The organism is Streptomyces sp. ADI95-17 (assembly GCF_003846175.1).
GTDB lineage: Bacteria > Actinomycetota > Actinomycetes > Streptomycetales > Streptomycetaceae > Streptomyces > Streptomyces sanglieri.
On record NZ_ML123047.1, the window covers coordinates 641,571 to 664,767 of the forward strand.

The window sequence follows — 23,197 nt, forward strand, 5'->3', positions numbered from 1 at the left end:
GGCCCAAGGCCCCTTTCCTCCTCACCACCACCCGAAGGAGCCGCCCGTGTCCGCCTCCGCACTCGCCCGCGCCCTGCGGGCCTACGTCCGCTACGCCCCAGGAACGGTGGGCAAGGCCCGGCTCGTCGGCCGCTTCCTCGACGAACACCTGCGCACCCACCCCGTCCACACCACCGTCAGGCTGCGGTCCGGCGACAAGATCGGCGTCACCACCAGCGACGTCATCCAGCGCTACCAATACCTGTTCGGCGAGTGGGAACCGAACCTGAGCACCTTCTTCCGTGACCGGCTCCGCCCCGGAGACACCTTCATCGACGTCGGAGCCCACCGAGGCGCCTTCAGCCTCCTTGCCTCCCACGCCGTCGGCCCCCACGGCCACGTCATCGCCGTAGAACCCTCCCCGAGGTTCCACGACGACCTGACCGCCGCGATCACTGCCAACTGCCGCACCAACATCCAGTCGATCCGATCGGCAGTCTCCGACACTCACGGCAGGCAGACCCTGTACCTGGCGGACCCCACCAACTTCGGCCACACCACCGCCGTACGGCCCCGCCACGCCCACATGTCCTTCGATGTACCGACCGCGCCCCTTGCCAGCCTCATCAGTAACGCCCAGTTCGCTACCACGCGGATCATCAAGATCGACATCGAAGGCGCCGAAGCAGCAGCCGTCCGCGGACTGCTACCGGCGCTCGCGCACTTGCCGGACGACGCGGAACTTGTCGTGGAGGTCACCCCTCGGCTCTTGGCGAAGCAGGGCGAGAGCGCCACCGGGATCATCGACATCCTGCGCGAGAACGGCTTCCATGCGTACACGCTCACCAATGACTACGACCCGACCCCCTATCCCAGGACCATGCGGCACCCGCAGCCGCCCGTTCGATGCACCACGGTCCCCGAGGAGATGACCGACCTGGTGTTCTCGCGGACCGATGCGGACCACCTCGCGTCGGGGCGTTGAAGGCGCCCGCGCTCCAAGAGGGAGCTGGCACCCCGGATGCCCGCACGCCCCCGATGAATCCGAAGCACGTCGACAAGGAGCGGACACGGTGAGCAACAACAGCGTGATGAACAGTCGCAATGTGGTCTGCGTGATCGTCCACGACAAGAACACCGACACGGTCGCATCCCTGCTCTATGGGGCCCGTAGCTGGTCCCCGCAACCGGTCTGGACCCTTCCCGGCGGCAAGGCCGAACCCGGCGAACCCCTCGACGAAGCCGCCGCCCGCGAACTCAAGGAAGAGACGGGCCTTCTCGTCGACCCGGCCGACCTTTCACTCGTCCACGTTGTTCACGTCGAGCAGGGCTGAGACCGGTCTGGGTAGTTCGTGCTCTTCGCCTTCGCCACCGACACATGGACTGGTGAACTGACCAACGCCGAACCGGACAAACATCTCGCAGCCCAGTGGCTCGCGGCCGAACGCCTCCCCGAGCCCGCGTTTCCGACGGCCGCACAAGCCCTGGCTGCGTACAGGGATGGTGGCCCGTCCTTCTCCCGCTACGGATGGCCGGCCACCATCACGGAGGGAGTCGTCTCGCTGTTTTGGGCGGCCGCACGGCACCGCGCCTGATCAGTGGGGACTCGCCTACGTCGAGCCGCGACCAGGAACGCGCTCGACGTAGGCTCACCGGCATGAACCTGCGTCTGAGCACCGTAATCCTTCCTGTCGACCGCTGGCACGAGGGAGGCCGCGCCAAGTGGCAGCGCGCCGAGGAACTCGGCTTCCACGCCGCGTACACCTACGACCATCTCTCCTGGCGCAGCTTCCGTGACGGCCCGTGGTTCGGCGCCCTGCCCACCCTCACCGCCGCCGCCACGGCTACGGACCGCTTGCGCCTGGGCACCTTGGTTACGTCGCCAAACTTCAGGCACCCAGTGACGCTCGCCAAGGAACTGATCTCGCTCGACGACATCTCCGGCGGACGCGTCACCCTAGGCATCGGCGCCGGCGGCAACGGCTTCGACGCCACCGCGCTCGGCCAGGAGGCGTGGACACCGAAGGAGCGGGCGGACCGGTTCAGCGAGTTCGTGCCGCTGCTCGACCGCCTGCTCACCGAGGGCGCGGTCTCACAGAAGGGCGACTTCTACACGGCCGAGGAAGCCCGCAACCTCCCCGGCTGCGTACAGCGGCCCCGACTGCCGTTCGCAGTGGCGGCGACCGGCCCACGCGGCCTGAAGCTCGCCGCGCGACATGGGCAGGCGTGGGTGACGACGGGTGACCCGAAGCTGTACGAGACAGGCACCCCGGAGCAGTCTGTGGAGGCGCTGCGCGGACAGATCGAGAGGCTCGGCAAGGCGTGCGCCGAGGCCGACCGGGACGTGGCCGACCTCGACAAGATCCTTCTCCACGGCTTCACCCCCGACCGGAACCGGCCGCTGGAGTCCGTAGACGCCTTCGTCGACTTCGCCGGCCGACACCGCGACCTCGGGTTCACCGAAATCGTGGTCCACTGGCCCATCCCCGACTCTGACTTCGCAGCGGACCTGGCCGTCTTCGAGCGCATCGCCACCCAGGTGCTAAAGCAACTCAGCTAATGGACGCACTGAAGGGGCCGAACCAAAGATCCAGCAGTCACATGGCTCAGATCGTAGTTGGGCCGTCTGCCAAACAAGCTGCCGCCGAGTCACGCAGGAGCCCACTCCGAGTCGGACGTCGCGTACTCCACCACAAGGGGACTCGCCACAACACACCGAGGTGTGGCACTGGTGCTGGGAAGAATTCCCGTGACACGGGCGTACCCAGTCATCATCGCGGACACGTCGATGTTGTCGTCCTCATCATCCAGCGCGTCGAGCAGCTCCTGCACACCGCGGCCATGCAATCGCATCTCCGTCCGGGATGACGTCTGCTCTGCTGGCAACGGATCCCGATGGCTGGTGAGCACATCTACGACCTGGCCGACTCTGGTGACGAATGCAGCCCCCAGGCTAGAGACTGAGCTCTCCGCCTCCAGCGCGGGTCCGTCCACCGACATCGGGGTCCAGCTCCTCAGATGACGGACCGACCCATGCATGAGTAAACGGCAGAGGCCGTCAGCAACAGGGTCTGTTCCTCTTCCGCCTGCGGAGTCCACAAACAGTACGAGATCTTGGTGAGCTCCGCTGAGCGTTACGCAACGAAGGGGTACCTCGAACTGCACCCACTGACCAGGTCGCAAGTCGGGCGACGCATACCAACCAGCCACGAGCTCAACATGCTTGTGCACGTCACGCAGATGCCGCAACTGCCCCTGTTCCACATCTGCCGCTGGCGCGTCCATGTCGATGCCGCCAAGTGGAGTGGTCAAGCGGAGAGCACCAGTACGTGGGACACGTCTCGGCTCAGGCAGGAACTGTCGCAGCTTGCTTTCTGACAAGTAAACGATCTCACGCAAGGGGCGCTCCTGTCCGATCGGCTGGTCACGTGACACGACATACTGCCACCCCCCACCGACAGTGGCCGAAACAGCTCAAGAACGGTGCAAAACAAGCCATTTGCCGACCGCATGCTCCGACGGCGTCGACAATGGGTCGTCAGTCACTGCACGCGGCGATGACCTCGGGGGACGTCATGGAAGATCGACTTGAGCCGGATTCGGCACTGCACCAACTCGGCGAACGAATCGAAGGAGTAGAGAAGGGGCAAGGGCGTCACGAGGAGACGCTGGACGGATTCCGGGATGGGCTGCGTGGCGTGCGAGCGGACGTCGTGAGGCTCAGCGGCGAGGTCACCAATGTGAGGCAAGAGATCGCGGGGCTGGAGAGCGCGGTCACCGACACACGCCAGACTCTCGACACCTTCATCGAGCAATATGGACGCGACAGGGAAGTTTCCAAGGCTCAGGCCGAACTGTCTCGCCTGACAACCGAGTGGCACGCCAACTTCGCCCAGCGCAAACAGACCCGTGCCCTGGCTCGTGGCCTGGTGCACACCCTCACCGCGCAGGCGGTGTACAGAAACATGGTGAACACAGCCACTGTGCGCGCCTGCTCTGAAGAACGGTTGCTTCTCGAACCAACCTACTGGCTTGCGCCTGCCACCTTGGCGGTCGCGGCCAATTTCCGTGACGAGGAAGAGCAGGCGGAGCGTGCTCAGTCACATGCCTTGATCTTGGATGCCGCCAAGGCGAACCTCTTTCTTTCGTTGACATATTCTCGCCTCGGAGATGAGGCCAAAGCTGGCGCATGGATCGACCTCTATCTCCAGTCGCTCGACCCAGACGAACTAGGGCAAGACTTCCTTGTCGTTCTGGACGCGATTGCGAGCAGGGAGCTGGGTGAAAAGGCACTTGGGTACGCTCAGCAGACCATGGCCGGGTGGAATCCAGACAGCTCCGGCTACTCGGTCGACACGCACAAAAGGATCAATGCGCACGATGGTACTTCCCTGACGTCCCGAATGTTAAGCCTACGTAGCCGCATCGCCGAGAAACGGTATACAGATCTACGCGAGACATGTGGAGACCAGTGGGAAGCGCTCCGGGTCGGTTGGGAGCTCGCGACCGTGTCTGGTGAGACCTTGGCCTATCTCAGACGTATGTTCCCGGACGGAGCCGAAGGGATCGCATCGGTCGGTACCGGCCGCCACGTGGAGAGCGCCCTGGAACGCCTCATCGATCAACTTGAACCAGATGAAGCGGACATGCGCGAAAAGATGCGGCGACTTGAGCGCGTGATCGAGCATGGGGGAGACCTAAAGGCAGCCGATCGAGCACACGAGGTTTCACTCACGCCTGACGCCACCCCAGTCTCGCTCATGACGCTCCTTGACCAAGCCATTTTCGAGCCGGACGAAGTGCGGCTCGGCCAGCCGGCCCGCCGCATGGCCTTACATGCCATTTGGCCTGCGCTGGAAAGCGCCGCGCAGCGATTTGTCGCACTCTCCCGACAGGGCCTTCCTCATCACATCACGTTGAGGGTCGCAGGTTGGTCCTGCACCGTCGCGACGGACCCGCGAATTGTGGTGGAGCCGGGACCACTTGTCGAAGAGCTCGCCACGCACATCGAGCAAAAGACCCAGGTTCAGTCGGACGCCGTGGTGCGCAGATGGCCCCGCGTGATTCTTGCCCTTGTGATCGGCATTCTCACCGGGGTGCTCGTAGTGCCGTTTGTCGACGGCATGTCACGGTGGATATATCTCCTACTCACGTTCGGTATGTTCACGTGGATGATCTGGGAGATATGGAGCGTTCCGCTCCGCAAGAAGCACGTACGCGATCAGGGAAACCGGTTGCGAAATGATGCTGTCACGACGCTGAGCAAGGCACTACGCCAGTCTGAGGATTTTTTCGAGGACTGGTATGAGGGAATGGGGAAACTGACTTCCCTCGTTCAATGGGGAGGGCAATTCAAACAGAACTGATCGCAGGGTAACCCGAGTCGACCAGGAACGGAAAAGGGGCCAGATGGACACCTCCAAACTGATTGGCGGCCGTTTCAAGGCGACGGATGATGGGCCTGTCAGTGGTGCCATGGGCGACGTATGGCCAGCCGAGGACACAAAGCTGGGCCGGACAGTCGCTCTGAAGTTCCTTGCCCGGCGACGCCTCCGCCAGCAGGGAGCCCTCACAGAGTTCACCGATTGGATGGTTAAGAGGTTTGAGCGCGAGAGCTTTGCGATGGCACGGGTCAACCATCCTCACGTCGCGCACATCTATGACACTGGCGAACATGACGGCGAGCTCTACATCGTCATGGAGTACGTCCGAGGCAAGTCGCTCACCAATCACTTGAAGACGGGGCCCACCCTCACACTTGAGCGAACCGTGCGATGGACACGCGAAATCTGCGAGGGCCTCGACGCCGCGCACTCGTGCAAGGTTTTCCACCACGACATCAAGCCCGACAACATCATGATTACAAACCAGGGCGAGGTGAAGATCGTGGATTTCGGGTTGGCGTCTTTCGCCGATGTCACTCAGTCTCATACGGGCGTGGGCACCCCGCTGTACAAGGCACCAGAGCGGTGGAACGGTAAGCCGGGCAGCGCGCGCAGTGACCTGTACTCAGTGGGCTGCGTCCTGTACGAGATGCTGACTGGGCGCCCACCCTTCGGCACCCCTCGGGACGACCCGATGACCGTGGGCAGAATGCACCAGGATGACGCGCCGGCACCGCCGAGCGCCCATCGCCCCGGCGTTCCCGACCAGCTCGACTCCATTGTCCGGATCCTCCTGGCCAAGGACCCGGCGCATCGACCGCGAAGCGCCGGAGCGGTTGCGGAGGTGATGAGGGATGTCCAGGGCTCTCTGGATATTGAGGACCTGGTTGATGCGGGCGGACGCGCAACCCTGTCTGGCGCGGTGGACAACGGTGCTCGCCATTCGGAGGGAATCCGGGCGTTGGATCGCCGCATCTTCGAATTGGAGCTCCGGTTCGGTCCAGACCATCAGGCAGTGATCGAGGCGCGCACAGAGCACGCTGAGCTCACCGGCCAATCGGGCGATGCACGAGGGGCCGCAGCTCTATACAACCGTCTTGGCCGTGATTGTCAGGACTTCTTCGGCCCTTATGACACACAGGCGATCAACGCATTCGAAGGTGTCGCACGGTGGATCACGAGATCGAGTACAAATTGACCAGCACGCGCATGGGGGGATTATCTGGTCCTGGTACTGCCCGAATCTGATTCACGATTTTCTCTCCGCCAATCAGTCTCAGTAGAGCTGCCTTACCAAAACCGCCATCCTGCATACCTTTGCAGCTCGGGCTGCGATAGATGAAGGAATCCTTGGCTCCGACGACATCCTCCTGCGTGCGCCACAATCCTTGCAGTTTGAGTGACGATCGGGGGCCCGAACTTGCTCGAGGAGGGCATGCCGGAGCAGTCGGTGAAGGCGCCCTCGGCTCCCTTGGCACCTTCGTCGACGGCTACCGCGACCTCGGCTTCATCGAGCTCGTGATCCACCAACCCCCAACTCCGACTTCACCGCGAGCCAGGCTGCCTTCGAGAGGATCACCACGGAAGCCTTCCTGCAGCTCGGCTGAGCCGTTTTGGGCCGATTGGTAGGCCAAGAGGGCCTCAGCAGGATCGCCGGAGGCGTCTCACACGCCCATCGAGTACTGCGCCATAGGCGGCCTGTCAGTACCTACCGGCAGCATGGAGCCAGAGGCGAAAATTGGGAGGCGCTTGTGAAGTACTGGCTGATGGTCACCGGGGACAAGTCGGTGCCCTCCGGAGCAGCACGCAGCCTGGAAGCGTGGGACCCCTCCCTGTCCACAGTCACCAGTCACAACCTCGAGGAGGGTGACCCAGTCCTAGTGTGGCGCGGTGGTCGCGGAGGCGGGGTAGTCGCGATAGGCGAGATCACCAGCACCAGCGTAGTCCCCCAGGGTGACTTCCTGAGTCTCGCCAGGTCGCAGCGCGACGAAGACGGTTCGGTTCCAGCACTCACGAGAGCTGTACTGAATCTTGGGAAGCTCATGTTGGCCACGCCGATCTCGGCCAACACGCTGCGTGCAGCGGGCATCACACGAGTGATACGGCAGGTGCGATCGGCCGGAGGCGACCACAAACTCGTGCCTCTCGAGCTGCCCGAGAAGCATTGGCGTGAGGTTATCCGGCTTGCCGAGTACCCGGAGGCACCCACCGAGTGGCCGGCCGCATGGAACATCTCCCCTGGTTCCGTCGTGAGACGTGCCAAGCTGCATGAGGTCTACGGTGGCAACCCGAGATGCACTGTTGGCTCCAGCGCGAAAACACCAAACGCACTACTCTTTGTCGACGGCAGCCGTTCGGGTGAGCTGGCACCTCAATGGAATGGTTCCGTACTACTGGCTCCCGGGCAGGGGCAGCGGAGCAGTGACGGAATCTCGCTGGAGAATCTGGCAGTGCTTGCGCATCTACAGCGTGGCGTACCCGTACGGCTCTTCCTAGTACGAGGAGCTGACTGTTTGTACGTCGGCGAGTTCGGCATCGATCTCAAGCAGCCGATAGAGCGCTGGGTAGTAACCGGTGAACGGGAACTTCAGTATCTTGACAGCGTGCTCCGTTGGGACATTAAGACTCCGATCTTTCGGCTTCGTCTCCTTAATGGTGCACGTGCCCTCCTGGATGACACCGACCCGTTCCGGCAAGCTCCTCGGATGAGGCTCAGCCTGCATCCAACGAGTGATCAGCCGGTCGCCACCGCGATTCGCGGGCTGCTAGCCGTAATGGAGAATGACCCCGCCGTCGCTGCCTCGTTGAGCGAGCTTAGCGAGGCACAGCTGCTCGCAACTTTGACTCAACGCGCGAGGCGACAGGCAGATTTGGTCGAGCTTCGTGCAGCGGCCGAAGACTCTGCTACCAGCGAGGGCGACCTGCAAAAGCTTGTTCAGCGCATGACGTGGATTTTCGGCGGCGAATTCCTACCGGGCACCGCCCGTCGCAACCTCACTCTGAGAGACCAGCTTGACCTGACTCTGCTCCGGCCTGACGGCACTCTGCACGGCGTCGAGCTCAAGAAGGCCAACATTGACCGCCTCGTGACCGTGCAGCGCAACCACTTGATCGTGGGACACGAGATCAACAAGGCCGTGGGTCAGGCCATGAACTACCTACGGGAACTCGACGAGAAGCGCTCCCAACTCCTGGTCGACCTCGGCATCGACGCCCGCCGCGCCTCGATGACTGTGGTGATCGGGCACAGCACGTTCGTCACCAATGGCGCCAGTTCCGCGCAGATCGACGAGACCATACGCACGTATAACTCTCACCTCACCCGGGTGAGCGTAACCACGTACGACCGTCTGATCGGAAACGCGCAGCGAACGCTTGACCTGACGGCGGCCCCAGACATTTAGGGCTGTGACAACGGCGGCGGACCTCTCGAACGGTGGCCTGGACACAGCGGCACGCGCCAACTGCACCGCCAAATGCGGCACAGCCGAACCGATCTACCTTCCCTTCTTACGCGTTTTTGGGCTCTCGGCAACCGAGTTTCTGCAGGTCAGCACGTGATGTGCGAAAAAGGCTTGACTGATGTGAACTCGTGCCTCCTGGCTCCCTCATTTGGATGGTCCACCTGGGACTCAAGGTGGCGGTCATATCTCGTTCAGGTCGGTGACTGAAGCGTTACGCCCAGACCCTGGTGAGTGCCGCGATGAGGTCGGTGTCGGCCGGTGCCGCGGGCCACCATCCGCCCTCGTCGTCCGGGAGGTGGGATACGAGCAGCGCCATGGCCGTCCGGTGTCAGCCCGAGGTCGCTAGTGTTGTCACATGGGCGTGTTGGATACGGCTGGGCTTGAGGCCATGATCGAAGAGGCGACTGTCGATGCCTACAACTACGACGAGCAGCTGACCGGTCTGTTCACCATGCTTGAGGAACACCTCGGCCTGCCTTTCACCACCGCGGTTCTCGGCGGCGAGGTAACCGTGGACGGCATCGACCTCACGCCGGACGGACGGATCGTCGCCCTATGCTCTCGCGGCGGCATTCGGCAATCGATCGGAATCCTGGAGCTGCCGTTGCCCAGCCCGGCGCCCGAGGGCGCGGAGTGGATCGAGGCGTACCGTCACTGGGCCGGTTGAGGTCGGGCACCTCACACCCCGCGCGGGACCGCTTGTCTGGGAGGGCTGAACGTGGCTGACGCCGTACATGGCACGCAGCAGGACGCTGGCGAACCGTCGCTGACCGACCTCATCGAGCGCAGTGCCGAGTTGAAGGGGCAGCTTGTTGCCTTCGGGCAGAGCGCCCGCTTTGACCGGTGGCTGACGCCCCTCCTGCTTGAGGCCGCAGGGCCTGAGCGGCAGCTGGACGAGGGCGAGGCGATCCGGATCATTGACCACTTCATCCTGCGGTACCGCCTGCCGGACGGTGCGACCGTGGCGGACCGTCCGGCAGGCGGAAGGACTTGACCGCGGTCGACCGGGAGACGCTGCTCGGTTGGCGTGACCCGGTCGAGGGCATCTTCGAGATCCAGCGTAAGGAAGGGGATGCCGTCGTCCTGCTGAACTTGGTCGACGACCTGGAGTACCACACGTACTCGAATGTCGGGCGGACGGCGTTCCGTGGAGTGTCCAAGGGGTGCTTCCTCCACACCTGCCTGGTACCGGTCCACTCGGCCGGCGGGGCGTGGCTGGTGTCCGGGGCGATGTCGAGCTACCCCAAGTCCAGCGCCGCCGAGATCGCCCAGGCCGCTCTCCACCTGGCCACCAGCCAACCCGAACTGGTTTTCCGCAACCCCGAAAAGCTTGAGCAGGGATGGCAGCGAATGCGGGAGGACCGGGCCGCGTTTGTCGAGTTCTGCGGCGGCGACGAACTGGTTCTGCCACCTGCCGAAGCTGAGGACCTCCTCAATGGCTACTACCGCCACCGCCAAGAGGCCGCCGTCGCCGGACAGCCCGACCGTACCCGGGGCAGACGGCTTCCCGGTCTGGACCTGCCGTTTTTCGAGCTGCCGCGAGAACTCGCGGAGCCGGACACCATCGGCATCATCTACGACGAGGTCGACGGGCTCAACTTCTACGCGGACTACGGGATGCTGCGGGACCTCTTCGCAGCCCCGGCCCTCGCGGGCCACAGACAGCACCAGGACCTGTTGCGCGCGTACCTGCGCGAGGAGTCGATCGCGCCACTGCCGATCCGCCGACTTGCCGCCGCCCATCCGGAGACGGCCGACGCGGTGTTCCGGAAGCTGCTGCGGAAGCCCGGATTCACCTGGAGCGAGCACGGTGAGGCGCTGCTGTGCCGACGCAAGCCCTGGTACTACGCGAACAAGCCGCGCCCTGGTGTCTCCGTAATCGGCGACCGTCTCAGTGCGCTTGCCGTCGGCCGCTGACAGTCACCGTTTACGAGGGCGGCGCGGTGGGCCTTGGTGGTAGGCAGTCGCCTCGGCGGCGCTCTGCGAAAGGCTCCGACACCCGGCTCATCGGACGCCGGCCGGGGCGATAACTGCCGTCTTCGGTTGCCTCATGGCACGTCAGCCCAGGTCAGGGAGGCGTCCCTGGGGAAGGTGCAGGCTCGTTGGTGTCGCCTTCCAGCAGACGGGCGGCGCGTGTGGTGGTGTCGACCGTGAGGCGTTCCGGGTCCGTGGCGGACGGGCCGCCGGCGACGGGCAGCGCGGCGGTGTGGGGATGGCGCGGGGAGGCCGCGCAGCCCGGGGGTGTGCTCGGCCAAAAGACCACATGCGGACCTTGGTGTAGAGGAAGGCCAGCCAACTGCGAAGCTAGCTCCGCAGCCTGACGGTGTGTATGATTTTGAGTATCGAAGCTCGGGCGTGCTTGGGCTACGTGTGTGGTGGCGGGGTGGGAGAGGTGTGTCGCTTCCTGTCCGGCGCCGCGGGCAAGACCCTCTGACACATAACCACCGCACCACCCCGCATGGTTTGCAGGCCCGGCAGGGCGGTGCGGCTATACCGTTCCCACGCAGTGCGCGGGGACAGGAAGGACAACCGATGAGGATTGTCAACGTTCATCATGCATGGTCCCTGCCGCCCCGGACCAGGGGAGTCGTGCTGGTTCTCCTGTGGACCATCGTGGTAGCTGTGGCGTGTGCTTCGTTCATGGGGCATGGCACGGCTGTACTGGTCGTAGTCGCTACCGCTCTCTTGACTGTCGTGGTGGAGGAGCTGGTGCGTACCGCGATGCGGTACTGGCTGCACACTGTCTGACCAACCGGGGTTGGGTGGGGGAGCCATGCGCGTACAGCTCCCCCACCTACAGAAGCAGAGAAATTTGGCATGAGGGGAAGAAGGACGGAGACGCTGTGCGAGTAGACGACACATCGCCGGCTCACGGTGAGCAGATTCCGCTCGGGAGTCTCTGTGAAGTGACGGCTGGCCCATCCGGGTCGCTGCTGGACACCCTGCACGACGGCCCTGACGGGGTGCCGGTGATCTCGCCGCCAGATCTCACCGATCACCACACGGTGGACACCCGGCGGCTGCGCCGGGTGCCGTGGGGCGAGGCCAAGCGGCTCTGCCGGTTCGCGCTGCGGGAAGGCGACCTCCTCGTCGTGCGGCAGGGGACACTCGGTCGGCTGGCGTTGATCGAGGCAGAACACGCCGCATGGTTCTACGGCTCGTCCTGTCTGCGCCTCAGGCCCCGGCGCGAGTTCGTCCTGCCCGCGTACCTCGTGTCGTATCTGTCCTATCCGCCCGTGCAACGGGCCTTGCTGGGACAGTCCCTCCCGGGTACGGTCCCGTCGCTCAACTCGACGATGCTGAACGAGTTGCCGGTCACTGTTCCGCCGCTGGACCGGCAGCGCTCCATCGTCGAGGCCCTGGCCGATGTCGACGCGCGGATCAGGATTCAGCGGCAGATGGCCGACCGCCTTGAGGCACTACGGCCGGCCATCTTCGGAGAGCTGGTTCAAGGAACGAGGCACACGTGAGTCCCCTTACCGTCGCGCAGTTGGCAAGGGTCCTCTTCGGCGCCGCCGACATCCTGCGGGGCAGAATGGACGCCTCGCAGTACCGTGATGTCGTCTCCGGAATGCTGGTCCTCAAGCGGGCCTCGGACCAGCCCGGTGTTCTTCGGGTGCCCGAGCGGGCGCGTTGGTCCCACATCGTCGGCTACCAGGGCAAGGCGCTGGGTCACGTACTCAACGACGCCTTGTGGGAACTCGAGCGGAGCAACCCTGAGGTACTGAAGGGTGTCTTTGAAGCCCCCGACTTCGACAGAAGGTTGGGCCGTGCCGAGTTGAAGGCACTGGTCGATCACTTCGACCACATTCTACTGAGCGACGACAACCTGGAGTTCGGCGATGAGGTCGGGCGTGCCTATGACCTGATCCTCAGCGAGTTCGCTGACAGCGCGGGGAAACGGGGTGGTGAGTTCTTCACCCCCCGCTCTGTGGTCCGGCTGATGGTGCGCCTGGTCCGGCCGCAGGAGGGACAGTCGGTCTACGACCCGTTCGCCGGTTCGGGAGGCATGCTCGTCCAGGCCAGGCAGTATGTCGACGAGCACGACGGGGACGGCGCGGACCTCGCTCTGTTCGGGCAGGAAGTGAACGGCGCAACGTGGTCCACGGCCCGGCTGAACCTCCTGTTGCACAGCATCACGGACGGTTCGGTGCTCTGCGGCGACACACTGACCGATCCGCTTCACTCAGTGGAGGACGGGCGTCTCAGACGCTTCGATCGTGTGCTTACCAATCCTCCCTTCTCGATGAAGTACTCCGAGAAGGAGGTGAGGCACCCGGAGCGGATGAAGTATGGCGGGGCATCAGGACAGCTTAAGAACGCCGACCTGATGAACGTCCAGCATGTTCTGGCCACACTCCGTCCGGACGGAATCGGAGCTGTGGTCACACCTCATGGTGTGCTGTTTCGGGGTGGGGCTGAAAGGGAGATCCGCCGGGGCATCGTCGAGGACGCACGGCTCGAAGCGGTAATCGGTATCGGGCCGAACGTCTTCCACGGCACGTCCCTCCCCGCCTGCATCCTGGTGCTACGGGGTGCGAACGGAACACCAGCGGATCAGCGCGGCCAGGTGCTGTTCATCAACGCCGAGCGGGAAGTGGTCACCGGGCGGTCTCAGAACCGACTAGAGCCACAGAATATTGAGAAGATCGTGAGCGTTTTCCGTGAATGGATGGAAATTCCTGGATTCTCGCGGGCGGTCTCGCTGCAGGAGATTGCGGAAAACGACTTCAATCTCAATATCCGGCGCTACGTGGACGCGAGTCCTCCTGCCGAACCACCGCTGGACGTACGTGCGACGCTGTTCGGCGGCGTACCACGAAGCGAAGTTGAGACGGAAGTAGCAAAGTTCCACTCTTACGGCATCGGACTCGCTGACCTGTTCACGCTGAAGAGTGCCGACTATCTCGATTTTCTGAGCGGCGGCTGCGAGGCGACTGCGGCACGTCTCCCGGGCCTCGCTGCTGCCCGAGAGGAGGAGTTCATCGACAGCTGCCGTTCTTGGTGGGAGGAAGCGGCATCACGAATTGCGGAACTAGCCGAGAGCGAAAGGCTATTGATGCTGCGCCCCCGGCTCATGGCTTCGTTCCGTGAGGAACTGTTGCCAGCTGAGATTCTGGACCGATACCAGCTGGCCGGAGCCTTCGCTGCATGGTGGTCGAACCGGCAGGACGACCTCAGAAGCCTGGACCTCCGTGGCTTTCCTGGGGTGATCGACCGGTGGGCCACGGCCGACGGCAGACAGTCTTCGTATCTCCCTCAAAACATGGCGCGCGAACGAGTACTCGATGTTCTTGGTGAGGATCTCCGATCTCGAGTGGAGAAGCTCGTTGTCGCAGAACGACAGGGACTGGTCAATGTCTACCGCTCATGGGGCGACCGATACGAGACCTCGCTCATGGACCTGGAGAGGCAGAGCGAGGCTGCTGCGGCAAGGCTTGGAGCTCGGTTGAAGGAGCTTGGTTACACGTGATCGGCTTGCGCCCTTGGCGCGGATCAACGTGCAACCTGCGTTTCTGCAGTTCAGGCCGCGATGGGTGAAAAAGGCTTGACTGACGTCACGAGCGTTCCCAAACGGATACGCTCGGTTGATGCGGCGGCAGCGCCAAGGGTGGGTACGGCACCGAACCAGGGTTGGTCGCGGAAGCTCCGCCACGACAGGTGGTCATAGGTGTAGGCGGCGTGGAAGTCGAGTTCCTCGGCTCGCTGCCACACTTTCTTCCCCTCGGCCCAGGGGTAGATCGGAAGGATCACGGTGCTCAGGCGCATGGGCAGAGCCTACGTGGCGGCCGAAGGTCGCCATCCTCACGTCCGACGTCGACGATTTTCCGCGGTTGTGCGGCAGCAAGGTTCGGCTCATCGGCCTCTGGCCGCAGCACTGTCCCGAAGTCGGTTGCCGGAGTCCGCAAGAGCAGTGGGCCGGTCGGTTTCGCAGGTCAGCGCATGATGCATGAACGAGGCGCGACTGACGTGGACTTGTGCCCCACCGCCCACGGGCCTGTCGTTCGTGTCACGCCTCGGTCTGCTGCCAGACCGCGGTGAGCGCTGTGATCGGGTCGGTATCGGCCGGTGCTGCGGGCCACCATTCGCCGTCGTCATCCTGGAGGTAGGGGTACCAGCAGGTGTCGGGGCCCAGGCGCAGCTGGATGCCGTGGTCGGTGAGGGTGAGGCGGTTGCGCCAGGTCCGGAGAGGGCCGGGTGTGGTGGTCATCTCGGTGAGGGCTGTGGTCAGAGTGGCGCGGGCAGCCGACATCGTTGCCGGGGCTGGGGTGTGGGGTTGTTCGGCGACGGTGAGGCCCGTCGTGCCGCCGTGGCGCCAGGCGCGGGTGAGGCGGGCGAACTCGGTCGGTCTGGTGCCGGTGTTCTCGATCAGGTGGTGAAACCACTCGGGGCCGGGGCTGCACGCGGCGATCCGTACCGTGTCCTGGTGCTGGGTCAGGTGCAAGTCGGCGGTGTCACCCGCGAGGAGCCGTACGGCGCGTGAGGCGGTGTCGGCTACGAGGTGCTCCAGGTCCGTGGAGGTCAGGCCGCTGCCGGGTGGTGGGGCTACGGGCAGGGTCGTGGTGTGGGCGGCCGGTGCGGGGAGTTCTGGCAGCCCGGGGGCGTGTTCGGCCCAGTCGGTGTACGCGGCGGAGGCCGGGACGCCGGTCGGGGCCGGGGGGCTCGCTGCCTGCCGGGGCACTGTACGGCGTGTGCGCAGCTGGGCGAGGACCTCCTCGCGGCCTCGGCCGCGCAGCGCGAAGAGCACGAACGGGTCGGCGTCGATGGCGGCGGCGATGGCGTAGCAGAGCGCGGCGGCGTGTTTGCAGGGGTATCCCCAGTCGGGGCAGGAGCAGTCCGGGTCGAGTTCGGTGGGCTGGGGGAGAAGGGGGACGCCCGCCTGGCGGGCGTCGTCGACGAGTTCGGCGGGCATCTCGCCGTCGAGGAGCGCCGCCAGATGCCCGGCACGGGCTGCGACGGTGTCGAGCAGGGTGTCCCATTGGGCGTCGGTGAGGACGGGCAGACGGACCGAGGAGCGGTACGGGCTCGGCCGGCTGCCCTGGACGGCGGCCTTGACCCGGCCCGGGGCGACATCGGCTGGGCCGACCTTGCCCTGACGGGCGTAGGTACGTCCGCGGGACAGGCGTCCGGCGTCCAGGGTGGAGTCCTCCAGGGCCGTCACCCACGCCTGGCCCCACCAGGTCGTGGCGAAGGCGCGCTTGCCACGGGCGGGTGTGCGGCGCTGGCCGGGGAGTGCACGGGTCATGACTGCCTTCCCAGGGCGACGAGTTCGGCGAGGTCGGCGTCGGACAGCTCGGTCAGGGCGGCCTCGCCGGAGCCGACGACGGCGTCGGCGAGCGTGCGCTTGGACTCCAGCAGCTGCGCCACCTTGTCCTCTACGGTGCCCTCCGCGATGAGCTTGTGCACCTGGACGGGCCTGTCCTGGCCGATGCGGTAGGCGCGGTCGGTGGCCTGGTCCTCGACCGCAGGGTTCCACCAGCGGTCGTAGTGCACGACGTGGGTGGCGCGGGTGAGGTTGAGTCCCGTGCCCGCCGCCTTCAGCGACAGCAGGAACACTGGTACCTCACCGCGCTGGAAGCGCTCCACCATCTCCTCGCGCCGCGCGACGGGGGTGCCGCCGTGCAGGAAGAGGGTGGGGGTGCCGCGTTCGGCGAGATGTTTCTCCAGGAGGGTCGCCATCTGCTTGTACTGGGTGAAGACCAGCACCGACTCGCCCTCGGCGGTGATGGTGCCGAGCAGCTCGTCGAGCAGGTCGAGCTTGCCGGAGCGGCCGCCGAGCGGCGTGGACTGGCGCAGGTACTGGGCGGGGTGGTTGCAGATCTGTTTCAGCCCGGTCAGCAGCTTGAGCACCAGACCGCGGCGGGCGATGCCCTCGGATTCCTCGATCTTCGCCATGGTCTCGCGGACCACCGCCTCGTAGAGGCCCGCCTGTTCGGCCGTCAGCGCCACGACCCGCTCGGTCTCGGTCTTGGCCGGCAGCTCGGGCGCGATTCCCGGGTCGGACTTCCTGCGGCGCAGCAGGAAAGGGCGCACGAGACGGGACAGGCGTCCGGCGGCCTCGGGGTCCTCGCCCGACTCGATGGCGCGGGCGTGCCGGTCTCGGAAGGCCGCGAGGGGGCCGAGGAGCCCCGGAGTGGTCCAGTCGAGGAGCGCCCACAGCTCGGAGAGGTTGTTCTCCACGGGCGTGCCGGTGAGGGCGACGCGGGCGCGGGCGGGCACGGCGCGCAGCTCGCGGGCGGTGACGGCGTAGGGGTTCTTGACGTGCTGTGCCTCGTCCGCGGCGATCAGCGACCAGTCGGACCCGGCGAGGGCTTCGCGGTCGTGGCGCAGCACCCCGTAGGTGACCAGGACGATCTCGTCGTCGGCCAAGTCGTCGAGGTGGCGCTCGCCGCCGTGGTAGCGGCGCACGGGAGTGGACGGCGCGAACCGGGCCGCCTCGCGCTCCCAGTTGCCGAGCAGGGAGGCCGGGCAGACGACGAGGGTGGGGCCGGCGGTCGCGGGGTCGGTCTGGCGGTGCAGATGCAGGGCGAGAAGGGTGATGGTCTTGCCCAGGCCCATGTCGTCGGCGAGGCAGCCGCCGAGGCCGAGCTCGCACATCTCGGCCAGCCAGGCGAGGCCCCGCCTCTGGTAGTCGCGCAACATGGCCTTGAGCGCGGCGGGCTGCGGGGCGGGAGTACGTGACTCGGGATCGCGGATACGGGCGACGAGGTCGCCGAGCGCGCCGACCGCCTCACAGGGGATCTGCTCGCCGTCCCTTTCCACCTCGCCGGTCAGCGTGGCGCTCAGCGCCTCCATGGGCGTGAGCGGTTCCATCCGGCGGCGCCTGACGCGGGCCACCAGCTTCGGGTCGGCGACCACCCACTGGTCACGCAGCCGAACCAGAGGGCGGCGTGTCTCGGCGAGGGCGTCCATCTCGGCCTCGGTGAGCGGCTCGCCGCCGAGCGAGATCTGCCAGCGGAAGTCGAGGAGTGCGTCGGCGCCGAGGAGTCCGCCAGCACTGGAGCCGGGGGCGGTGCGCTGCCCGATCTCCGCGGCCGCGGTGAGTGCCTTGACCAGCTCACGCGGCCAGTGCACGTCGATGCCGGCCGAACGCAGTGTGTCGGTGGCGTCGCCCAGCAGGTCGAGGGCCTCGTCGTCGGACAGACGGAGTTCGTCGGGAGCGGTGTCTCTCAGCAGCCGCTGAAGCGGAGGCCAGGCGCGGGCTCCGCGGCGCAGCGCCAGCAGCGTCTCGGTCTCGGCGCGCGGGCCGAGCAGCCGTTCCACCTCGTCCGGCTCGCTCCACAGCCGGGCGGCCTCGACGACGAGCCCCGGATCCGCCGCGGTGTGCAGCTGCGGCACGGCCCGGAACACTCGGCGCCGTCCCTCCGGGGGGTCGACGCGCAAGGAGACGCCGACATCGGCGGTGAACGCGGTGGCGGTCTCCTCGGCCCACTCGCGCAGGGCGGGTACGGCACGCGTCTCGCGCCAGGCGTACGGCAGCGCCCCCATGGCGAGCGGCGCGGCCGGGGTGCGGACCAGGTCGTCGGCGACCGCGTCGCAGAACTGGCGTACCAGCGCGGTGGGTTCGGCGATCCGCACCGGAGGCGGGCCGGGCTCGGGCAGACAGTGGGCGTGGGGCGGGAACGCGGCGGCGAGGGCGTCCAGGTTCTGACGCTGGGCAGCGGTGAAAGGCCCCGCCTGCCAGGTGTCGTAGCCGGCGGGGGTGAGGGCGGGGTGGAGGCGGCCGTCGGCGAGCAGCCGGAGCGCGAAGCGGGCGGCGGCCTGCCAGGCGGCGGCGGACGGATTCGGTGGCTGCGCCCCGGTCAGGGCGGCGACGGCGAGGGCGGCGGGCAGCGCGTGTCCCGTCACCTTGCGCCGCCTGACCGAGCGGCCGTGCGGCAGCACCAGTTCCACCGCGTCGGTCTCGACGCCGATGGGTGCCGTGCCCTCGGCGGCGGCCGCCCCGGCGGGCTGCCACAGCAGCAGCCGGCCGAGGCGGGCGGGCTCGCCGGGCAGAAACACCGCCGCCCAGCCGTTGTCGAGCAGGCCCCGCGCCCAGGAGGCCGACTCCGGTGCCGCCAGCGGCAGCACACTCCTGCGGCCCGTGCCCGGCTCCCGTGCGACGACTCGCGCCACCTTCCTCAACTCCGTCCTCCTGTGAGCGAGCCGCACCGTGCCTCGCTCATCACCACGTACCCGTCGTTCTCCGGTGAGTTCCGCCGCCCCGCCGTCACCGGCGGGAGCGCGCCTTGTTCGCCGCGGTGCGGATACGTTTGGCCAGCCGCTTGTCGACATCGCGCAGGCTCTCGCCCAGCTCGGCAAGGACCTGGGCGGTGGCTGGGTGCTCCACTCGCCAAAGGTCGTCCACCCGCTGTTCGAGCACCTCTGGTGCCACGTTCGGGTTCTCCTGGAAGCCCAGGAGCAGCTCCTCGTCCTCCTGGGCACCGACGAAGAGCGAGAGACTGTCGATGAACAGCCACAACCGGGCCTGCTCCGCGCGCGCCGCATCCGCGTGGGCGTCCGCCTCAGGGCGTGCGCCCAGGGCCGCGGCGGCCACCTGGCGGCATCCCTCGATGCCGGAGTCCGCCGCCTTGCGCAGCACGCGCAGTGCTCGCGAGTCGTCGAGTACGGCCAGCACCGGCTGGACCACGGCGCGTCTGGCCGCGATGTCGGGGCCGTCGCCCGCACAGGCGTCGAGCAGCCCCACCGCGGCGTCAGCCCCGGAACGGTGCTTCAGCCACCCTTCGACCTCTTGGCGCGTCTCCTCGGGGGAGTAGCCCAGAAGGCCCTGGAGGAGGGTGTCTGCGTCGGCTTCGGCGTACTCGCCGAGCAGCGGCGCGAGTGCACCGCATTCCATCAAGTAGGCGCGCAGCCCGTGGCGGCCGAGCGGGGTGAGCCGCATGCGGTCCCCGTTCTCGTGGTCCCTCGGCCGGCCCGAGGCGTCCGACCAGGCATCCGAACCGGAGAGCCCGCGCCCGCTGACAGCGTTCAGGGGCGTGGCCAGGAGATCCTCGGCCGCGACGACACCATGGTCACCGGGAACGAACTCCACCGCGCCCAGGTAGGCGAGCTCTTCCGCCAGGTCCCGGAAGGTCGTCGCGAACAAGGCCAGGAGGAAATCGAGCTCGGGCCCTTCGGCACCCGCCTCTCGGGCTTTCGCCCGCAGGTCGTCGATCTCCACCCAGGTGCCGTCCAGGGCGTCGTACAGCTGCCCGATCAGCGCGTCGGCGATCTCGGCCGACAGCTCGTCCAGCTCGCCCAGCTCTCCCAGCTCGCCGAGCGGTTCGTCCAGTACCCCCGTCTCGTCGATCTCCTCCAGCAGGTCGCCCAGGGTGACCGACCAGAGCTCCAGAAGATTCTCGCCGGCGAAGTCGGCCGCCTCGCCACCCCAGGCGCGGCCCCCGCTGATCGTGATCAGCCCGCGGTTCACGGCGAAACTCCACGGCTCGTCGAGAACGTCCACGTCCTTGGCGCTGCGCAGCGCCTTCAACGCACGGGCCCGGGCGGTGGCCTCGGCGTACGGCGAGCCCTCGTCGGCGAACTCCCATAGCCGGAGCTCCTCGACGGCCTCACGGGCGAGCGCGCGCCGCAGCACCCGGCTCGCGGTGACCTGCCGTCCCTCGCGGCACCAGGTGGTGAGCCGCAGCGCCGATTCGAAGAGCGGGACATCCCGCACAGCCGCCGCGAGGTCCTCCCCCGGAGCCAGGGTCACCGGGCGCAGCACGGGCACACTCGCGACCGGTCCGTCGACTCCGGGGTCGACCGGGCTGCCCGGCCCTCGGCAGCGCCCGCAGGCGCACGATGCCGTGTCCTCGGCCGCCGGCTGTCCCCCACCGCCGCGCCCGGCCCGGGTACCGGCCGGCGGCTTCGCCGTGCCGGGCACCATGTCCGGCGTCAAACGGGCCAGCCGCTCGGCGATCCCGTCCCGGGGGAAATCTGCCGGGTTGTAGCCGGCCGACCGCAGCTCGGCGACCAGCTCGTCGAACGGGCCGTCTCCCGCCCTGTCGGGCACTTCGAGGCGTGCCAGTACCTCGCCCAGGCCCCACACCCCGCCGATGTCCTCGGCCGGTACGTCGGCACGACGGCCGCCGACGCAGCGCACCGCTCGCTCCGCGCCGACCGGTCGCGGCAGTGTCTTCTCCAGCGTGATCCGGTGCTCCCAGTCATCGCCGAAGTCGTAGACATAGCGCAGCCGCGCCCCGTCCTCGGGCAGAACATCACCGAGCGCGATGGCGTGCTGGTCGCTGCTGCCGGGGCCGAAGCCGAGATCGATGTCGGTGAGCCGGGCCGCGTCGCCGTACACCCGGCCGGACTCGTCGGTGAAGAGGTGCAGATGGCCACCCTGCCAGCCGAAGGCGGCCTGGACGGCGTCGTGCAGGGTGCGAAGAGAGGTGTCGGACGGCAGTACGAGCCGCCGCCACAGAGGCGGCTGGGTGCCGTGCAGCGCGATCTTCAGCTGGAGATCGGACGGGGCCGCCCCCGTCTCTCGTCGCATCCTTTGTCTCCCACCCGTCCGAGGCCGCTCGAATGGCCCCAGCATGACGGTCGCGTGTGGCCCAACCCAAACCGGATCACTTCGGCTGCGGTCATTTCGGTCGTGGCGGCCCCGGTATCGCTCGCAGCGGATACCCTGTGCCCGCGCACCGACCTCGCGGCCCCGCCATGCGCGGACGCATACCTGGCGGGACGACAGCAGTGGGGTGCGCATATCGCAGTATGTTCGCGTCATGGCGGATACGACGCGCGTCACGGTGACGCTGCCGACCGGGCAGGTCGCCGAACTGAGGTAGCTCACCGACAACGTTTCCGGTTATGTCGCCGAGGTGGCGGCGCGGCAGTTGCGGCACCAGCTTCTGGGGGCGGACCTGCTACGCCACCAGAGGAACACGGGGCCTTCACCGAGGAGGAGCTGGCGGAGGCCCGTTCCGGCATCTCCGGGACGGCGAGCGCCGACGGGTCGGCGAGCGCGGCGTGAACGATCATGCCGAGGCCGTGGTCCTGGACTCCCGAGGGCTCTCCCGCCTGGATCGCGCAGGACCGCAAGATCCTTGCCGTGTTCCGGGTGTTCCACGCCATGGGGCCGATTTCGTCATCGACGCCAACAGCATTGTGGAAGTCAGCCATGCACGCGTGAACATGCCTCGGCCGCGGTGGGCGCTGCCCCGCGTCAAAGTGGAGCCGGTGACCGAGGGCGCGGCGAAAGCGTCCGCAGAACTGCTCAAGGCCGCGGAACTGCTCAAGGCCGCGGGCCTGCAAGGCCACAAGTACGCGATCGACGCGACAGTCGCCGAGGTGGCACTGCGCCAGCCGGGTCCGGTGGTCGTATTGACGTTCGACATCGACGACATGACGCGGCTGTGTGGGGGCCGCGTCCGGCTCATCGGCATCAGAGCGGACGGGCGCAGGTGCCCGTGCGCCGGCCCCGGAGGGAATCCGCCCTCGTCACACCGTGATGGGTGAAAAAGGCTTGACCGAGGTGACCAGGGTGCCCAGGCGGAGCCGGTCGGTGGCGGCGGCCGCGGCGGTGAGAGTCGGCACCGCGCCGAACCAGGGGCCGTCGCGGAAGGTCCGCCAGGCCAGGTGGTCGTAGGTGTAGGCGGCGTGGAACCCCAGTTCCTCGGCACGCTGCCAGACCTTCCGGCCTTCGCTCCAGCGGTGGATGGGGAGGATCAGAGTGCTCAGACGCATGGATACGACCATACGGGCCCGGAAACGGACAGGTCTGCTCCGTGCAGGCACGGGGCTGAGCCGCTGGTCAGTCGCGGAACCGCAGGAACGCGGGCGGTACGGAAGCGGTGAGCCAGACGCCGTTGGCGCTGACGTGGAAGGTGTGGCCCGCGCGGTGCATCGCGCCCGCGTCCACGGACAGGACGACGGGCCGGCCCCGCCGGGCGCCGACCCTGGTCGCCGTCTCGCGGTCGGGCGAGAGGTGGACGTGCGTGCGGGCCATGGGCCGCAGGCCCTCGTTCCGGATCGAGTCCAGCGCATGGCCCACCGTGCCGTGGTACAGGTACGCGGGCGGCTCGGCCGGTGGCAGGTCGAGGTCCACCGGGACGGTGTGGCCCTGGCTCGCGCGGATCCGGCCGTTCTCCACGGCAAAGCGCTGCTTGTCGTTCGTGGCCACGACATGGTCGAGCTCGGCCCGGGTGAGGGGGACGTTGTTCCGGGCCATGGCACGCAGCAACGCGTCGATCGGCACCCAGCCGTTCGCGTCGAGCGTGATGCCGATCCGCTCCGGCTGATGGCGCAGGTGCTTCGAGAGGTACTTGGACACCTTGACGGTGCGTCTTTCATCCATGTCGCTAGGGTGCCGGGGATCGTCTCGTCGGCGCATCCGGGTTTCGCTCACGATGCGCTGGAGCAATTCTCGGCCGGACTGAGGAAAGTTTT

At 66.9% G+C, this 23,197-nt stretch carries 16 protein-coding genes and 3 pseudogenes; 13 read left to right on the top strand and 6 right to left on the bottom strand.

The window, feature by feature from the left end; translation table 11 throughout:
- The first annotated feature begins 46 nt into the window (after positions 1 to 46).
- The 11 genes from EES42_RS21890 to EES42_RS21935 all read left to right on the top strand — a co-directional run bounded on the left by EES42_RS21890 (position 47) and on the right by EES42_RS21935 (position 14,300).
- Positions 47 to 964: an FkbM family methyltransferase gene (locus EES42_RS21890; RefSeq protein ID WP_124719929.1), complete on the top strand. Its 918-nt coding sequence runs from the start codon at positions 47 to 49 to the stop codon at positions 962 to 964.
- A gap of 88 nt (positions 965 to 1,052) precedes the next feature.
- A complete protein-coding gene (locus EES42_RS46280) occupies positions 1,053 to 1,313 on the top strand; it encodes an NUDIX hydrolase (protein WP_241196503.1) in 261 nt (86 codons plus the stop codon).
- Positions 1,314 to 1,636: 323 nt separating this feature from the next.
- On the top strand, positions 1,637 to 2,539 hold the full coding sequence (locus EES42_RS21900) for an LLM class flavin-dependent oxidoreductase (protein ID WP_124719930.1): 903 nt from the start codon (positions 1,637 to 1,639) through the stop codon (positions 2,537 to 2,539).
- Positions 2,540 to 3,554: 1,015 nt separating this feature from the next.
- Positions 3,555 to 5,345, top strand: coding sequence for a hypothetical protein (locus EES42_RS21905; protein WP_124719931.1), 1,791 nt, complete (start codon positions 3,555 to 3,557; stop codon positions 5,343 to 5,345).
- Between the two features lie 43 nt (positions 5,346 to 5,388).
- Entirely contained in the window at positions 5,389 to 6,561 is a 1,173-nt protein-coding gene (locus tag EES42_RS21910; protein WP_124719932.1) for a serine/threonine-protein kinase, read from the top strand.
- A gap of 1,315 nt (positions 6,562 to 7,876) precedes the next feature.
- The gene (locus tag EES42_RS44810; RefSeq protein WP_164495285.1) at positions 7,877 to 8,767 is read left to right on the top strand and encodes a Shedu anti-phage system protein SduA domain-containing protein; all 891 of its coding nucleotides are present in this window, start codon (positions 7,877 to 7,879) and stop codon (positions 8,765 to 8,767) included.
- A 415-nt stretch (positions 8,768 to 9,182) separates the two neighbouring features.
- Entirely contained in the window at positions 9,183 to 9,494 is a 312-nt protein-coding gene (locus EES42_RS21920) for a hypothetical protein (RefSeq protein WP_124719934.1), read from the top strand.
- Positions 9,495 to 9,545: 51 nt separating this feature from the next.
- Entirely contained in the window at positions 9,546 to 9,821 is a 276-nt protein-coding gene (locus EES42_RS46285; RefSeq protein ID WP_241196504.1) for a hypothetical protein, read from the top strand.
- Complete coding sequence (locus tag EES42_RS21925; protein WP_241196505.1) at positions 9,818 to 10,744, top strand: hypothetical protein; 927 nt, start codon at positions 9,818 to 9,820, stop codon at positions 10,742 to 10,744. Before EES42_RS46285 ends, EES42_RS21925 begins: the two co-directional genes overlap by 4 nt.
- Before the next feature lie 641 nt (positions 10,745 to 11,385).
- The gene (locus EES42_RS47310; RefSeq protein WP_124719935.1) at positions 11,386 to 12,297 is read left to right on the top strand and encodes a restriction endonuclease subunit S; all 912 of its coding nucleotides are present in this window, start codon (positions 11,386 to 11,388) and stop codon (positions 12,295 to 12,297) included.
- Positions 12,294 to 14,300: a type I restriction-modification system subunit M gene (locus tag EES42_RS21935; protein WP_164495287.1), complete on the top strand. Its 2,007-nt coding sequence runs from the start codon at positions 12,294 to 12,296 to the stop codon at positions 14,298 to 14,300. The genes EES42_RS47310 and EES42_RS21935 overlap by 4 nt, the downstream gene beginning before the upstream one ends.
- Positions 14,301 to 14,350: 50 nt before the next feature.
- Here the strand turns inward: EES42_RS21935 and EES42_RS21940 are convergent, their stop codons facing one another.
- From EES42_RS21940 to EES42_RS21960, 4 genes are all read right to left on the bottom strand, one after another.
- Positions 14,351 to 14,596: an LLM class flavin-dependent oxidoreductase gene (locus tag EES42_RS21940; RefSeq protein ID WP_266620539.1), complete on the bottom strand. Its 246-nt coding sequence runs from the start codon at positions 14,594 to 14,596 to the stop codon at positions 14,351 to 14,353.
- A gap of 241 nt (positions 14,597 to 14,837) precedes the next feature.
- Positions 14,838 to 16,073 carry an SWIM zinc finger family protein gene (locus tag EES42_RS47315; protein WP_124719937.1) on the bottom strand — a complete coding sequence of 412 codons (1,236 nt, stop codon included), beginning with the start codon at positions 16,071 to 16,073 and terminating at the stop codon, positions 14,838 to 14,840.
- Positions 16,070 to 18,853 carry a DEAD/DEAH box helicase gene (locus tag EES42_RS21955; protein WP_241196537.1) on the bottom strand — a complete coding sequence of 928 codons (2,784 nt, stop codon included), beginning with the start codon at positions 18,851 to 18,853 and terminating at the stop codon, positions 16,070 to 16,072. The genes EES42_RS47315 and EES42_RS21955 overlap by 4 nt, the downstream gene beginning before the upstream one ends.
- A gap of 184 nt (positions 18,854 to 19,037) precedes the next feature.
- The gene (locus tag EES42_RS21960; protein ID WP_164495288.1) at positions 19,038 to 21,302 is read right to left on the bottom strand and encodes a plasmid pRiA4b ORF-3 family protein; all 2,265 of its coding nucleotides are present in this window, start codon (positions 21,300 to 21,302) and stop codon (positions 19,038 to 19,040) included.
- Between the two features lie 232 nt (positions 21,303 to 21,534).
- Between EES42_RS21960 and EES42_RS46295 the strand changes: the two are divergent.
- A pseudogene (locus EES42_RS46295) lies at positions 21,535 to 21,782 on the top strand (hypothetical protein).
- Positions 21,779 to 22,267: pseudogene (locus EES42_RS21970) on the top strand (DNA-binding protein). Before EES42_RS46295 ends, EES42_RS21970 begins: the two co-directional pseudogenes overlap by 4 nt.
- Before the next feature lie 12 nt (positions 22,268 to 22,279).
- On the opposite strand, the pseudogene EES42_RS21975 reads toward EES42_RS21970, so the two are convergent.
- Together EES42_RS21975 and EES42_RS21980 are read right to left on the bottom strand one after the other, a co-directional pair.
- A pseudogene (locus EES42_RS21975) lies at positions 22,280 to 22,495 on the bottom strand (LLM class flavin-dependent oxidoreductase); the annotation flags it as partial.
- A 67-nt stretch (positions 22,496 to 22,562) separates the two neighbouring features.
- The gene (locus EES42_RS21980) at positions 22,563 to 23,105 is read right to left on the bottom strand and encodes an RNA 2'-phosphotransferase (protein ID WP_124719940.1); all 543 of its coding nucleotides are present in this window, start codon (positions 23,103 to 23,105) and stop codon (positions 22,563 to 22,565) included.
- Between the last annotated feature and the right edge of the window lie 92 nt (positions 23,106 to 23,197).

Excerpts from the sequence above, each read along its gene's own strand:
- EES42_RS21900 (WP_124719930.1), top strand. The coding sequence starts at position 1,637 with ATGAACCTGCGTCTGAGCACCGTAATCCTTCCTGTCGACCGCTGGCAC.
- EES42_RS21905 (WP_124719931.1), top strand. The coding sequence starts at position 3,555 with ATGGAAGATCGACTTGAGCCGGATTCGGCACTGCACCAACTCGGCGAA.
- EES42_RS21910 (WP_124719932.1), top strand. The coding sequence starts at position 5,389 with ATGGACACCTCCAAACTGATTGGCGGCCGTTTCAAGGCGACGGATGAT.
- EES42_RS21920 (WP_124719934.1), top strand. The coding sequence starts at position 9,183 with ATGGGCGTGTTGGATACGGCTGGGCTTGAGGCCATGATCGAAGAGGCG.
- EES42_RS47310 (WP_124719935.1), top strand. The coding sequence starts at position 11,386 with ATGGTCCCTGCCGCCCCGGACCAGGGGAGTCGTGCTGGTTCTCCTGTG.
- EES42_RS21940 (WP_266620539.1), bottom strand. The coding sequence starts at position 14,596 with ATGCGCCTGAGCACCGTGATCCTTCCGATCTACCCCTGGGCCGAGGGG.
- EES42_RS47315 (WP_124719937.1), bottom strand. The coding sequence starts at position 16,073 with ATGACCCGTGCACTCCCCGGCCAGCGCCGCACACCCGCCCGTGGCAAG.
- EES42_RS21960 (WP_164495288.1), bottom strand. The coding sequence starts at position 21,302 with ATGCGACGAGAGACGGGGGCGGCCCCGTCCGATCTCCAGCTGAAGATC.
- EES42_RS21980 (WP_124719940.1), bottom strand. The coding sequence starts at position 23,105 with ATGGATGAAAGACGCACCGTCAAGGTGTCCAAGTACCTCTCGAAGCAC.